We start from the raw sequence: 15,824 nt of genomic DNA on the forward strand, positions 1-15,824 counted from the left end.
GATTGAATCCCTTTGTACTCTGGCTGTGGGGCAACTTGCTCAGGTTCGACTATTGCTCCAGACTGAGTGCCTGTATAGGATGGTTTATCAGTTTTCTCAGGGGCAACTATTGCATCAGATTGCTCACCTTTATATTCTGGTAAGGAAGCATGGGTCTCTGGTTCGACGATGGCACCAGCTTGAGTTCTCTTGTACTCTGGTTGTGGAGCTACTTGCTCTGGTTCAACAATCGCTCCAGACTGAGTGCCTGTATAGGATGGTTTATCAGTTTTCTCAGGGGCTACAACAGCTCCTGATTGCTCACCTTTATACTCTGGCAGGGAAAGCTGAGTCTCCGGTTCGACGATGGCTCCAGCTTGAGTTCCCTTGTATTCTGGTTGTGGAGCTACTTTCTCTGGTTCAACAACCGCTCCGGACTGGGTACCTGTATAGGATGGTTTATCAGCCGTTTCTGGTTCTACAAGGGCACCTGATTGAATCCCTTTGTACTCTGGCTGTGGGGCAACTTGCTCAGGTTCGACTATTGCTCCAGACTGAGTGCCTGTATAGGCTGGTTTATCAGTTTTCTCAGGGGCAACTATTGCTCCAGATTGCTCACCTTTATATTCTGGTAAGGAAGCATGGGTCTCTGGCTCACCTTTTCTTGCAGACTGGGGTGCTTCACTCGGAGCAACTGCCTTCTTAGTCCCTTTCTCTACTATACGTGGCAAGGATTTTTCTACCTTGGTCGAGAGGATCTCACGAGTAATTTCTTGGTTTTCAACAGTAAAAATACGAACAACCTCAACCTTCTTCCCAACATGACCTTCTTGTTTGACACGAATTGTTCCCTCTGCTAGTTCGGGATTCTCTTGAACCACTTCAGCAAAGTCTAGCTTGGTTTCAATCTCTTGATCTTTGTATAAGAGCTCTGGTTTATTTAAACGACCAGCCAAGACTTCGTCATGAGGATCCACACTAGCAATACCAGACGGCTTTTGATTGGGTGAATCTTTAGAAGGGATTGGCTTGTCAGCAGGGCTTGTTGGAGACGGATTTTTCCGCTCATCTCTTACATTTTGCCCACCTTCATTGGACTGGAAATGAGGGTGAACCGTATCGTCTAGTTTCTGATCTCTAGCAACAGTTTCTAACTGATTAATTTTCTTGTCTTGCTTAATATAGCCTAGATAGGTATAACCTGACAGGACTCTTGGCAGAGGCAGACTATCTCCTTGGGATAATTGATATTCTTGATTGTATTGTAGCAAAAGCTGATTTTCAATAGCCTGAACCGAAGAGACCAAACCGCTCCCCACGCCTGTTATCAAAACAACCTTCAACAATGCTTTCTTATTGCCTTTCTTTCTCGAAACAGCAAAAATGAGGAGTCCAATCGAAGCGAGGGCTCCACCAGTAAGGACGGTAACCAGATTATTGTGCTCACCGGTATTAGGCAACTGACCTAGTTGGGCTTTCTCATCCATACGGTAGACTAGATAATAGGTACTCTCACTATCTTCAGCAATATTAGGAAAATCCTTTACAATCAAGTCCTTCTCATGACTACTCAGTTCTGTATCCGTCACGTATTTGTAGTGAACAGATACATTTTCTTGAGCAAATACGGTCCCACCGCTAGCAATAGACACAAAAAATAAACTAGAAATTGAAGCAGACACAAGACCAATCGCTAACTTTCGTAAGGAAAAACGATGCTGCTTCTCTCCAAAAAACTTTTTCATTCTATATCCTCTCTATTATTTTATCCCTTTCAAAATAGAAGAAGCATTTTGCTTCCTCACTATGATAAACTTACAAGAAACAAAAATACTTCTATATATATTTTGATATATTTAATCTACAACCATCATTATACTATAAAAAGAGTTCCTTGTCTCAAATAAATGCTTTAGATTTTACGAATGAAATAGCTTATTTATCCTGTAAGATTTTCCGTCAATTGGTAACAAAAAAATAAGGCTAACCGTCTTCATACTGTAATAAGTATTTCTAACAAATAGTCAATTCGTCCCATCTCAATTCGAAAGATATGATTCTTCAATTTCAAATTTTTTCAAAATTTCAAAGTATAGGAATTGCCAATAATTGTCATAATTTCTCCTATCTAGTCCACGAATGGGATTAATCCAACAGAACTACCTACGATAAACAATACAGACAGTGCAGGAGTCACACGCTCATCGCCCTTGAAATACACAATAGCCACAATTCTTAAAACTAAAATAGTAACTTTCATCAATCATGAAATCATTGAAAAATCGTCAACGCTCTTCAATTACCCTATTCTAACTCCAAATCAGAAGCGACCAATAATCTCATCAAACTTATCAAACGAAATTCCTTTGGTTTTCGAAACTTTGAAAACTTCAAAAAACGATTTTTATCGCTCTGAACATCAAAAAAGAAAGGACGAAATTTGTCCTTTCTCTATCTTAGCTTTTCTTTAATCCACTACTGCTGACAAAAAACCAATTTTAGAGTTTCTCCATTTACTCTACTTGACAAAAACTCTATTTATAGTTCAACTTTAAATTTTTTGAGGCTTCCTAAAAATAATGAAGCACCAACAATAATGACGATTCCCCCTATCCATCCTAAGAATGGAACCAATGCAAGTGCAGAGCCAACAATTAATAAGACTGAGGGTGCAATAGAAATTCTATTATCATCTTTATAGTATATTAGTGAGAGAATACCTAGAATTAAAATTCCAATTTTTACTAAACTAAAAATAATAAAAATAATTCCTAAGATGACACCAACAACTTCTTCATTATCAAATATAGAGGCAATCATAATTATAATAATTGGCAAAATGGTTAGGATAGTTCCTGTAACTAAACCAATGATACCATCTAATTGAGCAAGTGTTTTCTTTTTCATCAATACTTCCTTTTCATTAAAAATTAATATTATACATTAATTTTGTTTAATATTTTCTTTTATATCAAACTAAAATACACACACAGAAAACATTTTCAATCTATCATTCGATTATTTCTCTTCAAATCCTTCTGCTACTGCGTCTGCAAAGTTTTCTTCTACGATGCTTGCACAGTGGTCACAGATGACTGCGTGGTAGCTGCGTTCTGCTGTCGTTGGGTCGATACGACGGCAACGGTCACATACTTCACCTGCAGCGCGTTCAACAGTGAAGGCCATATCTTCGAAGCTAACAGCAGTTTCTGGAGCTGGTCCTTCTGCGATGGTCAATTCAGACACGATCAAAAGTTGAGCTACATTGCTGTTTACTGCTTCGAGTAGAGTTTTCACAACTTCGTTTGGATAAACTGTCAAGTGTGCTTCAAGTGATTTACCGATTACTTTGGCATTACGAGCTTCTTCCAAGGCTTTTTGAGCTTGTCCACGGAAATCCATGAAGGCTGCCCAGGTATCCAAGATTTCTTCTTGGTTAGCAAACGTCTCTGCTTCTGGCAATTCTGACAATTGAACGAAGTCTTCTGTTTCAAACTCAAGGTATGACCAGATTTCCTCTGCTGTATGAGGAAGAATTGGTGTCAAGAGTTTGGTGATTTTCACAAGAATGTCATAGAAGACAGTCTGCATTTGACGGCGTTCCAGTGATTTTGCACCTTCGATATAAACAACATCTTTGGCAAAATCAAGGTAGAAGGCTGACAGGTCAACGTTGATAAAGTTCACCAAGGCCTTATAGATTGTCAAGAATTCAAAGTTTGCATAAGCATCACGAATGGTCTTAACAAGCTGGTTAAAGCGAATCGTCATGTACTTATCAACTGAACGTAGTTCTTCATAAGCTACTGAATCTTGAGCTGGATTAAAGTCAGAAGTATTGGCAATCAAGAAACGAAGAGTGTTACGGATCTTACGGTAAGTTTCAGAGACTTGGCTCAAGATATCCATAGAGATACGCACGTCGTTGCTTGAGTCTACACTTGTTACCCAAAGACGCAAGATTTCTGCACCAAATTGTTTTTCAACATCACTTGGGGCAATGGTATTTCCAAGAGATTTAGACATCTTCTCACCTTTACCATCAAGGGCAAAACCTTGTGACAAGATTTGCTTGTAAGGTGCTACGCCATGGTTGGCAACAGATGTGATGAGTGATGAGTTGAACCAACCACGGTATTGGTCAGAACCTTCCAGGTAAAGGTCTGCTGGGTAAGTCAACTCAGGACGGTTTACTACAACTCCATTCCATGATGAACCTGAGTCAAACCAAACGTCCATGATATCTGTTTCTTTTTTGAACTCACCATTTGGTGAACCTGGATGAGTAAATCCTTCTGGTAAGAGGTCTTTAGCATCACGTTCCCACCAAATGCTTGAACCATGTTCCTCAAAGAGTTGAGCCACGTGTTCAATAGTTTCAGCAGTCATAATAGCTGTACCGTCTTCAGCGTAGAAGATAGGAAGTGGAACACCCCAAGCACGTTGACGAGAGATAACCCAGTCGCCACGGTCACGAATCATATTGTAAAGACGGACTTTACCCCATTCTGAGTGGAACTTAACCTTTTCAATTTCATCCAAGATTTCTTGACGGAATTTAGAAACTGAGGCAAACCATTGTGGTACTGCACGCCAGATGATTGGTTTCTTGGTACGCCAGTCAAATGGGTATGAGTGAGAGATTTCTTCTTGGGCAAGAAGGAGGTTACCAAGTTTCTCGATAACAGTTGGAACTACCTTTTCATAGAATTGACCTTCAAACTCAGGACCAGCATTAGCCATCATGATACCACGTTCGTCAACAGTCACTGCGACTTCAAGACCATTAGCAATACCGACATTGTAGTCATCCTCACCAAAACCAGGGGCTGTATGGACAATACCAGTACCAGAGTCAGTCGTAACGTGGTCACCAAGGATCACCAACTCATCTACGGCTGTATCCCATGGGTGTTCGGTTACAATGTGGTTCAATTCTTGACCACGGTAAGTTGCTAAAACTTGAACATCAACCCAGCCAAATTTCTCAGACAAGCTAGTCAACAATTCTGCAGCAACCACAAACTTACGAGCTTCACCAGCAGGTTGAACCAAAACGTAATCAATATCTGCACCAACAGTCAAACCACGAGAAGCTGTGATGGTGAATGGAGTAGTTGTCCAGACAACGATGTAGGTATCTGTATCTAGAACGCCTTTGCCATCTTTTACCTTATTGGCATAGTAAAGGGAAGTTGAAACCAAGTCATGGTATTCAATCTCCGCTTCAGCAAGAGCCGACTCAGATGACCAAGACCAGTAAACTGGCTTGGCACCACGGTAGATATAACCTTTATTAGCCATCTCACCAAATACACGGATTTGGGCTGCCTCATAGTCAGGAGTCAAAGTCACATATGGATTTTCCCAGTCACCAGAAACCCCCAAACGTTTAAAATCTTCACGTTGTTTATCTACTTGAGAAAGAGCATATTCACGACAAAGTTTCAAGTACTCAACCAAGTCCATTTCTTTACGTTTGATACCTTGTTTTGCCAAAACTTGCTCGATTGGCAGACCATGAGTATCCCAACCTGGAATATAAGGAGCATAAAATCCTGACATTGATTTTGAACGAACAATGATATCTTTTGAAATCTTGTTCATAGCGTGTCCAACGTGGATATTTCCGTTCGCGTATGGAGGGCCATCATGCAAGGTGAAATGAGGTTTTCCTTGGTTCAATTCTTGACGACGTTGGTAAAGTTTTGCATCTTCCCATTCCTTTTGCCAAACTGGCTCTTTGGTAGGAAGTCCTGCACGCATTGGGAAAGCTGTTTTCCCAAGGTTAAGGGTATCTTTGAGTTTCATGGTATCTCCTTTATAAATAATAACAAATTAAAAACCACGACTTCTAAAAAGGACGAAAATCGTGGTACCACCTTTGTTCGAAAAAAGACTCAGCTTTTTTCCTCTTATCCCGTAACGTGGGGAACGTCAAATCTTACTCCATTCAGACTTGAATTTTTGAGAGGATAATCTTATCGTTAGGGAATACAGGACTCACACCATCTCCTGCTCGCTGGAAATATAAGGATAAAATATTGTTCTCACATATCACTATTCATTATAAGATTAGGACAGATTCTTTATTTGTATCTTCCTCATTCGATGAAGGGCCTTCGACTTCAACTGGCTCTAAATGTTCTTCTACATAATGATCTTGTTGAGCTTCAAATTCAGCTAATTCTCTATTACCAGCCTCAATTCGAGCTTGTAACTCAGCCATTTCTTCAGGTGTAAATTGACGAGTCATATCGATTGGTTCTTCTTCTGGTTGTGAATATACCGATTCACCAAGAACTTCACCAACAACTTCTTTAAATGCTTCATCACTTGTCTGAAGATAGGTAGCTGTTGGGCGCAGAATATCTTCCCAATCTGATGATTCAACAATTGCTAACTGACTCTCAATTGTAGATTTGAGACGTTGGTGGAAGACACGGCTTTTGTTCTTCAATTCTTCAGTCTCAACAGCAACTTTCTTAGCATTATCAGTAGCTTGACGCAAAATCTCATTAGCCTTATATTTTGCTTCTTCAAGCAAACGTTGGGCATCTTGCTCTGCCTGTTGGATAATATTATTAGAACGATCTTGAGCAGCTTGTTTCACACGCTCTGCCGTATCTTGAGCAATCAATACTGATTGACTCAAAGAATCTTTCATCTCATCAAAGTAAGACAAACGTTCTTCCAAGCTCTTGATATGCAACTCTTTATCATGATTGCTTCGAACTAAATCTTCATAATCACGAACAACGATTTCAAGAAATTCTTCAACTTCTTCTGGATCAAAACCTCTAAATCTTGTACCAAAGGTTTTATCTTTAATTTCTAATGATGTAATTGGCATATTATTCCTCACTTACTTAATAATAATTGGACCGTTAATTTCTTTTTATCTTTTTTTGTTTGCCCATTATCTCTAACAAGTTTCAATCGACCAAATTTCCTCACACTAATCAAATCACCAACTTGAACTGCATAATCTGATTTTTCAACTAAATGGTAATTAACTTGGACTGCCTGTTTTTCAATTAACTGACTTGCCTGATTTCTAGACAGCTTTAAGACACCTGCTAGAAAAACATCTAATCTAGAACTAGCAATACAAATATCTAATTCTTGATAATCTTCTACTGTAGCAATTCTCTCAGTAAAATCCCGTTCTTCTAGACGAACCGGTAAACAAGCAATTTTCGTAATGCCGTCTTGAAAAAGGAACATAAACTGTCGATTAATGATAATCTGTGCCCTCTCTTCGTTGACTAAGATATCACCAAATAGCTTCCTATCAATTCCCAGCTTGTTTAAAACAGTCCCTAATATTTTTGCATGCGTTAAGCGTTCAAACTTATTAGGGTAGACAATTTCTTGCAAGGAAAGTTCAAAATCAGAGAATTCTGGCTCAAAATAATCAGGATACAGTAGAACTCGTACATATTCAGTTTCAAGAAACCGCCGACTGCTCATGTAGGAGATGCCGTTGGTTGATGCTAGCACCTTTAAAATCTTTTCTTGATGGGGATTTACAAAGGGTGTTAAAAAAGGAGAATAAGAATCTTCTACCTTTTTTATCCATTCTACTCCCTTATCAATAAAAGACGAATCATTCTTAGAAAAGTGTTGATAAATCATCTTGTTCATAGAAAGATCACTAAAAGTCGAATCAACTGTTCCCCTAGGAAGTGAACTAGTAATACCGCAATCCAGACAGACAAATCAAGACCTGCAATCTGGAGGGGTAAACGTTGCAAGGGAGCTACTATCGGTTTCACTAAACTAATAATCAAGCGTCCAAGACGTGATTCATAAGCATTGGGAAACCAAGACATCAGAGCAAACACGATTAAAATCAGTGAATAGATATCCACTGCATTTTGAACAAAACGAATGAGAAAGATCATTATCTTACTCTCGTACGTTTCATATCAAAGCCAAATTCACCATTTTGTGATTCATCTGGAATTTTGATATCCTCAATATTGACGACAACATCAACTGGTGTCAGCAGGTACATAGTAGATGCTACCTTTTTCATGTTACCAGCTAAAACGTGGCGCGCCCCATCCAGATAGTCCAAACAACGACGTGCTTGAACTTCTGTCATATATTGGAAATCAATCAAAATACTTTCGTTACCAGCTAATAAATCAACAATATCTGTGGCATCTTCGTATTTACGTGGATAACGAACATCAATTGTCACCTTATCAGTAGAACGTTGACTTTGCATAGCTAACTCTTGTTGACGGGCATGAAGACGAGTGATGTTTTTATCTTTAGATGGCGTACTAGCAGCTTGTTGAGGCAACTCTTGAACAGAAGGGACTGGAGTCACAATCGGCTCTTCAGCTTTAGGCTGGTATGCAGTACCAACATCTTCTCCATCTTCTGTAAAATAATCTATAAATTTATCAAATCTATCTTTTAAAGACATATTTCTTTCCTATTTAAAAAATGCTGTACCAATTCTGACAAATGTTGAGCCAAATTCAATCGCTTCCTTGTAGTCGCGACTCATACCCATACTCAAGTCCGTCATTGGCATATTGGGAATTTGTTTTTCTCTAATTTCTAGTTGCAAATCCTGCGTAGCTTTAAAAATTTCTTTCAACTCATCACTACTAGCTTCAAAAGGAGCCATGGTCATCAAGCCGACATATTCGATTTTATCTAAGGTTGCTAATTCCGGCAAGAACTCTAATAGTTCTTCCCTTGAAAAACCATGTTTGCTCTCTTCCCTTGAGATATTTACTTGTAAGAAACACTTAACAACTCGGTCACTTCTTTTTTGAATTTCCTCTGCTAGCTTTAATGAATCCAAAGCGTGGAAATAATCAACATACTGAATGACGTCTTTGACCTTGCGTCTTTGCAAGGTTCCAATCAAATGCCAGGTAATATTTCTATCTTTTAAAGCTTCATATTTCTCAAGAAATTTATCCACACGATTTTCACCAATATGATGCACACCTAGCGGAAGCAAAGCCTCCGCTGTCGGTACGTCTACATATTTTGTAACAGCAACAACCGAAACAGAATTGGTTTCTCTTCCTGACTGCTGACTTGCATCTTTTATTTGTTGAAAAACACGTTCTGTATTTTCTTTCAAATTCATTTACTTAACGATTTTTGAAAAATGGAGGAGTGTCTAATTCATCCTCATCGTGTAAAGATGGTGCTTCGAAACGTTCAACTGGTGATACAACTGAATCAGTCGGACGAACAATTGTCTCACGACGCAAGTCCCAATCACCAAATGCTGAAGTTTGAGAAGTTTCTGTACGGCGAGGTGCTGGACTTGGAATTTCTGCAGTTTCAGCCATATCAAAGTGACGATTATGATTGTGTGCATGGCTAGGACTTGCTTGCTCATGACGAACAGTTTGTCTTGGTGCATGACCAACAACTTTTTCAACACGATCTTGGCGAACACCAGTTGCCACAACTGTAACACGGATTTCATCTTTCATGTTTTCATCGATAGATGTTCCGAGCCAGATATTCACTCCTTGGCCAGCAGCTTGGTTGACGATCTCTGAAGCTTCTTCTGCCTCAATCAAAGTCAAGTCGAGACCACCAGTAACGTTGACGATGACATCCTCAGCACCGTCAATAGTTGTTTCAAGAAGTGGTGAGTAGATTGCCTTACGAGCTGCTTCTACCACACGTTCTTCTCCACTACCGATACCGATACCCATCAAGGCGTTCCCTTTATTTGCCATAACTGTTTTCACATCGGCAAAGTCAAGATTAATCAAACCAGGGTTTGTGATCAAATCAGTAATCCCTTGAACACCTTGGCGAAGTACGTTATCTGCTTCGCTAAGAGCTTCAAGAAGTGGCGTTTTCTTATCAACAATTTCAAGCAAGTTGTTGTTTGAAATAATCAATAGAGTATCTACATGCTCACGAAGTTGATTGATTCCTTCGACAGCATACTGACCACGTTTGCTTCCTTCGAAACCAAAAGGACGTGTCACAACACCAACTGTAAGAGCACCTAAATCTTTAGCAATGCGGGCAATAACAGGAGCTGCACCAGTACCAGAGCCACCTCCCATACCTGCAGTAATGAAGACCATATCTGCTCCAGTAATAGCTTGAGTCAAGGCTTCTTCGCTTTCTTCAGCTGCCTTTTGACCAACTTCAGGTCGACCGCCAGCACCCAAACCACGAGTCAATTTAGGGCCTAACTGAATTACAGTCTCAGCTTTTGTACTACTCAAAGCTTGTACATCTGTGTTTGCTACGATAAATTCTACGCCTGCAACACCTTCGTCAACCATGCGGTTAATGGCGTTACCACCACCTCCACCAACACCGATTACTTTAATAACTGCACCTTGAGCTGCTGCTGTATCAAATGAAAATGTCATAGTTTATTTTTCCTCTTTTATTCATCAAACATGCTTCCGATTAAGCCACGGAAACGATCTGCGATTTTTGGTTTATTTTGAGAAGATACTTTATCTTCTTTCGGAGCAACTACGTTCGTAGAAGCTGATTGCTCTACCTCAGTATTTTGAACTGGTTGAATAGGGGTAGGTTGTGCTACTTGCGTAACGCGTTGAATCATCCCACCAAAATTAATTGGTTGGTGACGCAAAGTATCCTCACCCTTAACTGCTCGTTGCGCTAATAAATGCACCTCAGTCAATTGACCAGCAAATTCAGACAAGCTAATCACATGAGCGAAGGCAGGATTACGGATTCCAACTTGATTTGGAACGTAAAGTTTGACACCAACGCCAAAGACTTCCTGTGCAAGTTCTACAATACCTGGTAAAATAGCATTTCCACCAATCAGAACAATCCCACCTGGAAGATCCAACAAATGTCTTCTTTCCAACTCTTGTTTGATTTGTTCAAAAATGTGTTTAATGCGAGCTGAAATAATCTCTGCTAGGTAGCTTTCTGTAACTTCTACAGGCTCTACTTCACCAATCACTTCAACTTGGAAGGTTTCATTGCTTGCAAGTGAAGGGTAGGCTTCACCATAGTTCAATTTCAATCCTTCAGCTAGTTTTTGTGAAGTCTTCAAGACTTTAGAGATATCTTTTGTGACATAATCTCCACCTTCTTGAAGAATATTTGTAAACTGGAGTTCTTGATTACGGATTGTAGCAACAGTTGTTTGACCTGCTCCCATATCAATCACAGTAGCTCCAAATTCACGCTCTCCTTCGTTCAAGACTGAACGAACCAAAGCCAATGGTGAAATAATAATATTTTCAACCTGAACACCTGAGCGCTCAACTGTCTTGCGTAAATTGTGAAGAATAGTACGTGGACCTGTGTAAAGCAAACCACGCATTTCAAGACGAACCCCCATCATGCCACGCGGGTCACGAATACCTTGGAAGCCATCTACGATAAATTCTTCAGGAATAAAAGTAATGACTTCACGATCTGGTGTCATACTCTTTGTCAAGGCTGATTTAACAACATTTTCAACATCTTGATCTGTAATTTCTTTTGTATCAGATGTAACTGGAATCATTCCTTGAGTTGGTTCTACTTGCAAAAGATTTCCAGGCAAACCAACATTCACTGATTTGATTGAAATGCCAGCTTTCTCTTCTGCTTGGGAAATAGCTGACTTGATAGCAGTTGCTGCTGCTTCAATATCAACGATAATCCCATCCTTTACACCTTTACTCTTGGCATTACTTACACCAATTACATTTAGTTCACCATTTCTAAGCTCGGCAACCAACACCTTAATCGAATTGGTTCCGATATCTAAGCCTGTAAAAAAACCATCTCTAGCCATTACATCGCATCCTCTCTCTTCCAAGTTTCAAACTTCTATTCAATATAGCTAAAACAGGGCATAGCTATTCACAGAATATTATAACACAAAAAATCCAATCGTGCTTAGTTTTTCCTAAATTTACTTACCATTTTTTTACATTCGCTCATCATATTTTTGTATTTTCCAAACAAGTTATAAAAAATCAGATTTATGAAAAAAAGAAAGCTCATTTCTAAGCTTTCTTTGCAATCATTTTTTCTGCTTCTTGTTCTAAAAATAGTTCCAAGATTTTCTTTGTCAACGTAATCGCTGCTGATAAGGCCAGGGAAACGATTAAATAATTAGCTACTAAGCCATGGTCTCCAACCAATGGTGGTTTTGTCAAGAATCCGTAATCTCCACCTGTTACTAAATTGACCACAAAAATTAAGGCATTTAGAGCAAAGGTCATGAGAAAAATTCCCTTCACATCCAGCAATCGCGCGTTATACTGTCTCAATAGATAAACTAGAGAGTTCCCCAAGAGAGCTAAGTGGCCAAAGATAAAGGATAAAATCGCAATATGTGGGAAAGGATAGGCATCTGGCACTGGATAAACAAAGGCTGCTAATGTCCCAAATGTTCCTAGTAATGCAAAATACTGCCTATATTTAGACTGACCAGGAAGCAAAAGCACCACAAACATAGCCATACGGCAATGGTAAAAAGGTAAACTTTCTGATAGCGGCATATGATTGATCCAGTACCAACCGTAAAGGAGGATCAACTGAACTGCTTGTAAACTCTGGAAAAATCGTTGATAAGCCTTCTTTTCACGATAACGATAGGCTGTATAAAAGGTCAAGGCCAAGAGTGTAAATATACTTAAATACCAAAAAAGGTCAAATTTGGGTGGTTCTGTTGCTTGGGTCGTAAAGAAAATATCCCATAAATTCATCTAGTCTTCCTCATGATTCAAAATTTTCCTGCATTTTATTATACCATGCTATTTGTCAAAAATGGATTTAGAAATACGTAAATGTTTGACAAAATCACTTGTCTTCAGTTTCTAAAGTTTCTACCAACTTGGCTAGATTCATAGAGTTAGAGCCTTTGAGCAGGATTTGGTCATTAGCTCCAAGGCTTTCTTTAACCTGCTTAACTAAGTCTTCAAATTGGTCTTGGTCTTCTGTTTTCTTGAAGTAGTAAACGTGGCCGATTGGGAACATTTGACTAGCCAGTTGAGCCAATTCAGCAATGTCTTCTCCGTAGAAAATCACGGTATCAAGCACATCTGGTGAGAGGCTCAAAATCATCTGGTTATGGAGCTGAACAGACTGGTCACCAAGTTCCTTCATATCCGCTAAAACAGCAATTTTCTTGCCACCTTCGTTGACTGGAATGGCAGAGAAAGTCTCTAAAATCAGCTTCATAGCAGTTGGATTGGCATTGTAAACATCTGATAGGATATCTGCTCCATTGGCTGCTTTCTTCCACTCGGTACGGTTACGCGTCAATTCAAGATTTTGGAAGGCCTGACGAATTTGCTCCTCTGAAACCCCTTCTTGTAGGGCAACATAGGACGCAATCATAGCATTGGTGGCATTGTACTTACCAGTCACTGGCAAATCAAGGGCTTGTTCCAAGAAATTAGCCTTAAAGGTCAGACTGTCCTTTCGCTCAACCAAGTCTGTAATTTCCAACTCTGCCCCTTTCCCAAAACGAACTACCTTTTTATCAGTTGGCAAGTAATCCTCTACAATAGTGTCAGCTGGCGCTAAAAGCAAGGAACCAGGTGCCATCCCATCTGCAATTTGCATTTTCCCTTTAGCAATCTCAGAACGGTCTTTGAAAAAGGCCAAATGGGCTTCTCCAACCAAGGTCACGATGGCTGTTTTTGGACGAGCCAATTCAGACAAGAGATGAATATCTCCCAAGTGATCCTGCCCCATCTCCAAAACCAACTTTTCTGTTCCTTCAGGCATGTGAAGAACCGTGTAAGGAAGACCAATCTCATTATTGTAGTTGCCTTGTGTTTTGTAAGTCTTGTAGGTTGTTGATAGCAAGTGAGCTAACATATCCTTGGTAGTTGTTTTACCATTTGAACCCGTAACCGCAAAGACATCAACTGCTGTTTTTTCAAGATAGTAGGCAGCTAGGATTTGAAAGGCAGTCAAGACATCATCTACTAGAATATAGGGATGATTTGCAACCTCTTTCTCAGACAGGGTTACAGCAGCGCCATTTTCAAAGGCTGTTTCGATAAAGTCATGACCATCACGCGCACCTTTGAGGGGCACAAACAAGTCCCCTGTAGCAATCAAACGACTATCAAACTCAGCTTTTTCTAACTGGGTGTCCTCAAATATGCTGATATCATTTTTAGCTCCTACAACTTGAGCCACTTCATGAATTGTTAATTTCATTTCTACTCCTTTAAAAAGGGTTGAAATCCGAGAACTAAAATCACCTTGCAGTGATGGTTCTGGTTTCTACCCTCTCTTTCATTTTTATAGCAAATGCGCTTCGCGCTTGTCAAAACTTTCCTTAGCAAGATCAACCAATCGCTCGATTAAGTCCGGATAGCTGATCCCCATATTGTCCCAAAGTAGTGGGTACATAGACCACTGGGTAAAACCTGGCATGGTATTAAGCTCGTTGAGGAAAATCTCTCCCTTGTCTGTATAGAAGAAATCGCAACGAGAGAGACCGAGGCCACCAATGGCACGGAAGGCTGTTTCTGCATTCTGACGCATGACAGCTACCACATCATCACTGATTTTAGCTGGGATATCCATGGTAATCTTGTTGTCAATATACTTGGCATCGTAGTCATAAAAGTCAACATCCTTGACTACTTCTCCTGGTAGCGTACTCTTGACATCGTAGTTGCCCAAGAGACCAACCTCGATTTCACGAGCATTTACCCCTTGCTCTACCAAGACACGGCTGTCATATTGAAAGGCAAGTTTCAAAGCTTGACGGAGTTCCTCTTGATTTTCAGACTTAGAAATACCGACACTTGAACCCATGTTTGATGGTTTTGTGAAGACTGGGTAAGTCAATTTTTCTTCAACTTCGGCAATTTTAGCAGTCACATCATCGCCTTCGACAATGGCCACATAAGGAACTTGAGCAATCCCGACAGATTCTAAGACACGCTTGGTCGTGATTTTATCCATGGCAAGACTAGATGACAAGATGTTGCAACCAACATAAGGCATTTTCAAAACTTCCAAGAATCCTTGAACTGAGCCATCTTCTCCCATCGGACCGTGAAGGACTGGGAAGACCACTGCTCCCTCTTCGTAGATAGCACTTGGTGCAACTTTCTTATCCCAATCAATGGTTTCATTGGTCATGAGACGATCCTCTTGACCTGGAGTCTGGCTAAATTCTTGCGTTTTAATAAAGTCACCTGACTGGCTGATGAAAAAAGTCTTGACTGTAAAACGATCGTAGTTGACCGCACGCATGACACTTTCAGCTGAAAGAACAGAGACTTCACGCTCTGCACTACGCCCACCGTATAAAAGAATAATCGTTTGTTTCATATTACTTGTTCCAATTCTAATAGAATACTCGTTCTTTAGTATATCATATTTGCTTCTTTTTTGAAACTTGTATCTCAAAAAGCCCTCATTTGAGAGCTGAAATTTTACCTATTTACCACTTGAGCTTCAAAGCGTGCTGGTTTGTCATCTACGGTATCTTTTTCTAGTAAAATTCCTCAACACAACCAGTTGTTCATACAGCATTGTGTTGAGCAAGAAACTACTTTCTCTGGTAAACTATCCATACAAAGTCTGATACATCTTTTTCATGAAATCCTCAAGCTCTTTTTGAACAATTTTTAATAGTCGCTCTTCTTCGGCTTGAGAGATGTCCACACTCTCTTTTATTTTTTGATTACTAATATTAGAATAGTAACTACGTTTTATGGTTAACTGATTATCTAAAATATAGTAAACATCTATTTTTTCCTCTTTTGCTGTTGTTTCAAATAAAACAGTGACTTCATTCCTTCCAGGATTTGATATTTTCAAATCAATGTCTCCTTTTATCTCTATGGAGTCAATTCCTCCATCCAGTCGAATAGCTCCAT

The 15,824-nt window shown here is 39.7% G+C and carries 13 protein-coding genes and 2 pseudogenes; 1 reads left to right on the plus strand and 14 read right to left on the minus strand.

Translation table 11 applies throughout. The annotated features are described in order from the left end of the window. Positions 1 to 1,724, minus strand: a 1,724-nt coding sequence (locus tag CBI42_RS09795; RefSeq protein WP_142294098.1) for a G5 domain-containing protein, incomplete at its 3' end; no start/stop codon positions are given. Between the two features lie 533 nt (positions 1,725 to 2,257). On the opposite strand from CBI42_RS09795, the pseudogene CBI42_RS09800 reads away from it, so the two are divergent. Beyond that, positions 2,258 to 2,439: pseudogene (locus CBI42_RS09800) on the plus strand (transposase); the annotation flags it as partial. A 78-nt stretch (positions 2,440 to 2,517) separates the two neighbouring features. Here CBI42_RS09800 and CBI42_RS09805 read toward each other — a convergent pair. The 13 genes and pseudogenes from CBI42_RS09805 to CBI42_RS09865 form a co-directional block, all read right to left on the minus strand. Then, on the minus strand, positions 2,518 to 2,886 hold the full coding sequence (locus CBI42_RS09805) for a hypothetical protein (protein ID WP_094753886.1): 369 nt from the start codon (positions 2,884 to 2,886) through the stop codon (positions 2,518 to 2,520). 111 nt (positions 2,887 to 2,997) lie between these two features. Beyond that, positions 2,998 to 5,790, minus strand: coding sequence for an isoleucine--tRNA ligase (gene ileS / locus CBI42_RS09810; RefSeq protein ID WP_094753887.1), 2,793 nt, complete (start codon positions 5,788 to 5,790; stop codon positions 2,998 to 3,000). 256 nt (positions 5,791 to 6,046) lie between these two features. Next, complete coding sequence (locus CBI42_RS09815) at positions 6,047 to 6,832, minus strand: DivIVA domain-containing protein (protein WP_042750728.1); 786 nt, start codon at positions 6,830 to 6,832, stop codon at positions 6,047 to 6,049. Between the two features lie 8 nt (positions 6,833 to 6,840). Then, positions 6,841 to 7,626: a YlmH family RNA-binding protein gene (locus CBI42_RS09820; protein WP_094753888.1), complete on the minus strand. Its 786-nt coding sequence runs from the start codon at positions 7,624 to 7,626 to the stop codon at positions 6,841 to 6,843. Continuing rightward, complete coding sequence (locus CBI42_RS09825; protein ID WP_000576496.1) at positions 7,623 to 7,886, minus strand: YggT family protein; 264 nt, start codon at positions 7,884 to 7,886, stop codon at positions 7,623 to 7,625. Before CBI42_RS09825 ends, CBI42_RS09820 begins: the two co-directional genes overlap by 4 nt. After that, positions 7,886 to 8,419, minus strand: a complete 534-nt coding sequence (locus tag CBI42_RS09830) for a cell division protein SepF (RefSeq protein ID WP_049502426.1) — start codon at positions 8,417 to 8,419, stop codon at positions 7,886 to 7,888. The genes CBI42_RS09825 and CBI42_RS09830 overlap by 1 nt, the downstream gene beginning before the upstream one ends. A 9-nt stretch (positions 8,420 to 8,428) precedes the next feature. Beyond that, the gene (locus tag CBI42_RS09835; protein WP_049551588.1) at positions 8,429 to 9,100 is read right to left on the minus strand and encodes a YggS family pyridoxal phosphate-dependent enzyme; all 672 of its coding nucleotides are present in this window, start codon (positions 9,098 to 9,100) and stop codon (positions 8,429 to 8,431) included. A 4-nt stretch (positions 9,101 to 9,104) separates the two neighbouring features. Further along, entirely contained in the window at positions 9,105 to 10,361 is a 1,257-nt protein-coding gene (gene ftsZ / locus CBI42_RS09840) for a cell division protein FtsZ (RefSeq protein ID WP_094753889.1), read from the minus strand. A gap of 17 nt (positions 10,362 to 10,378) precedes the next feature. After that, positions 10,379 to 11,758 (minus strand): cell division protein FtsA, encoded by a 1,380-nt coding sequence (ftsA, locus tag CBI42_RS09845; protein ID WP_033688313.1) that lies wholly within the window; start codon positions 11,756 to 11,758, stop codon positions 10,379 to 10,381. A 214-nt stretch (positions 11,759 to 11,972) separates the two neighbouring features. Then, on the minus strand, positions 11,973 to 12,677 hold the full coding sequence (locus CBI42_RS09850) for a YwaF family protein (RefSeq protein ID WP_049491097.1): 705 nt from the start codon (positions 12,675 to 12,677) through the stop codon (positions 11,973 to 11,975). A 94-nt stretch (positions 12,678 to 12,771) separates the two neighbouring features. Continuing rightward, positions 12,772 to 14,145: a UDP-N-acetylmuramoyl-tripeptide--D-alanyl-D-alanine ligase gene (locus tag CBI42_RS09855; RefSeq protein WP_061590491.1), complete on the minus strand. Its 1,374-nt coding sequence runs from the start codon at positions 14,143 to 14,145 to the stop codon at positions 12,772 to 12,774. Between the two features lie 84 nt (positions 14,146 to 14,229). After that, the gene (locus tag CBI42_RS09860; protein WP_094753890.1) at positions 14,230 to 15,273 is read right to left on the minus strand and encodes a D-alanine--D-alanine ligase; all 1,044 of its coding nucleotides are present in this window, start codon (positions 15,271 to 15,273) and stop codon (positions 14,230 to 14,232) included. 237 nt (positions 15,274 to 15,510) lie between these two features. Continuing rightward, positions 15,511 to 15,824, minus strand: a pseudogene (locus CBI42_RS09865) (thiol-disulfide isomerase); the annotation flags it as partial.

It is taken from the genome of Streptococcus sp. KR (assembly GCF_002238115.1).
Taxonomy (GTDB): Bacteria; Bacillota; Bacilli; order Lactobacillales; family Streptococcaceae; genus Streptococcus.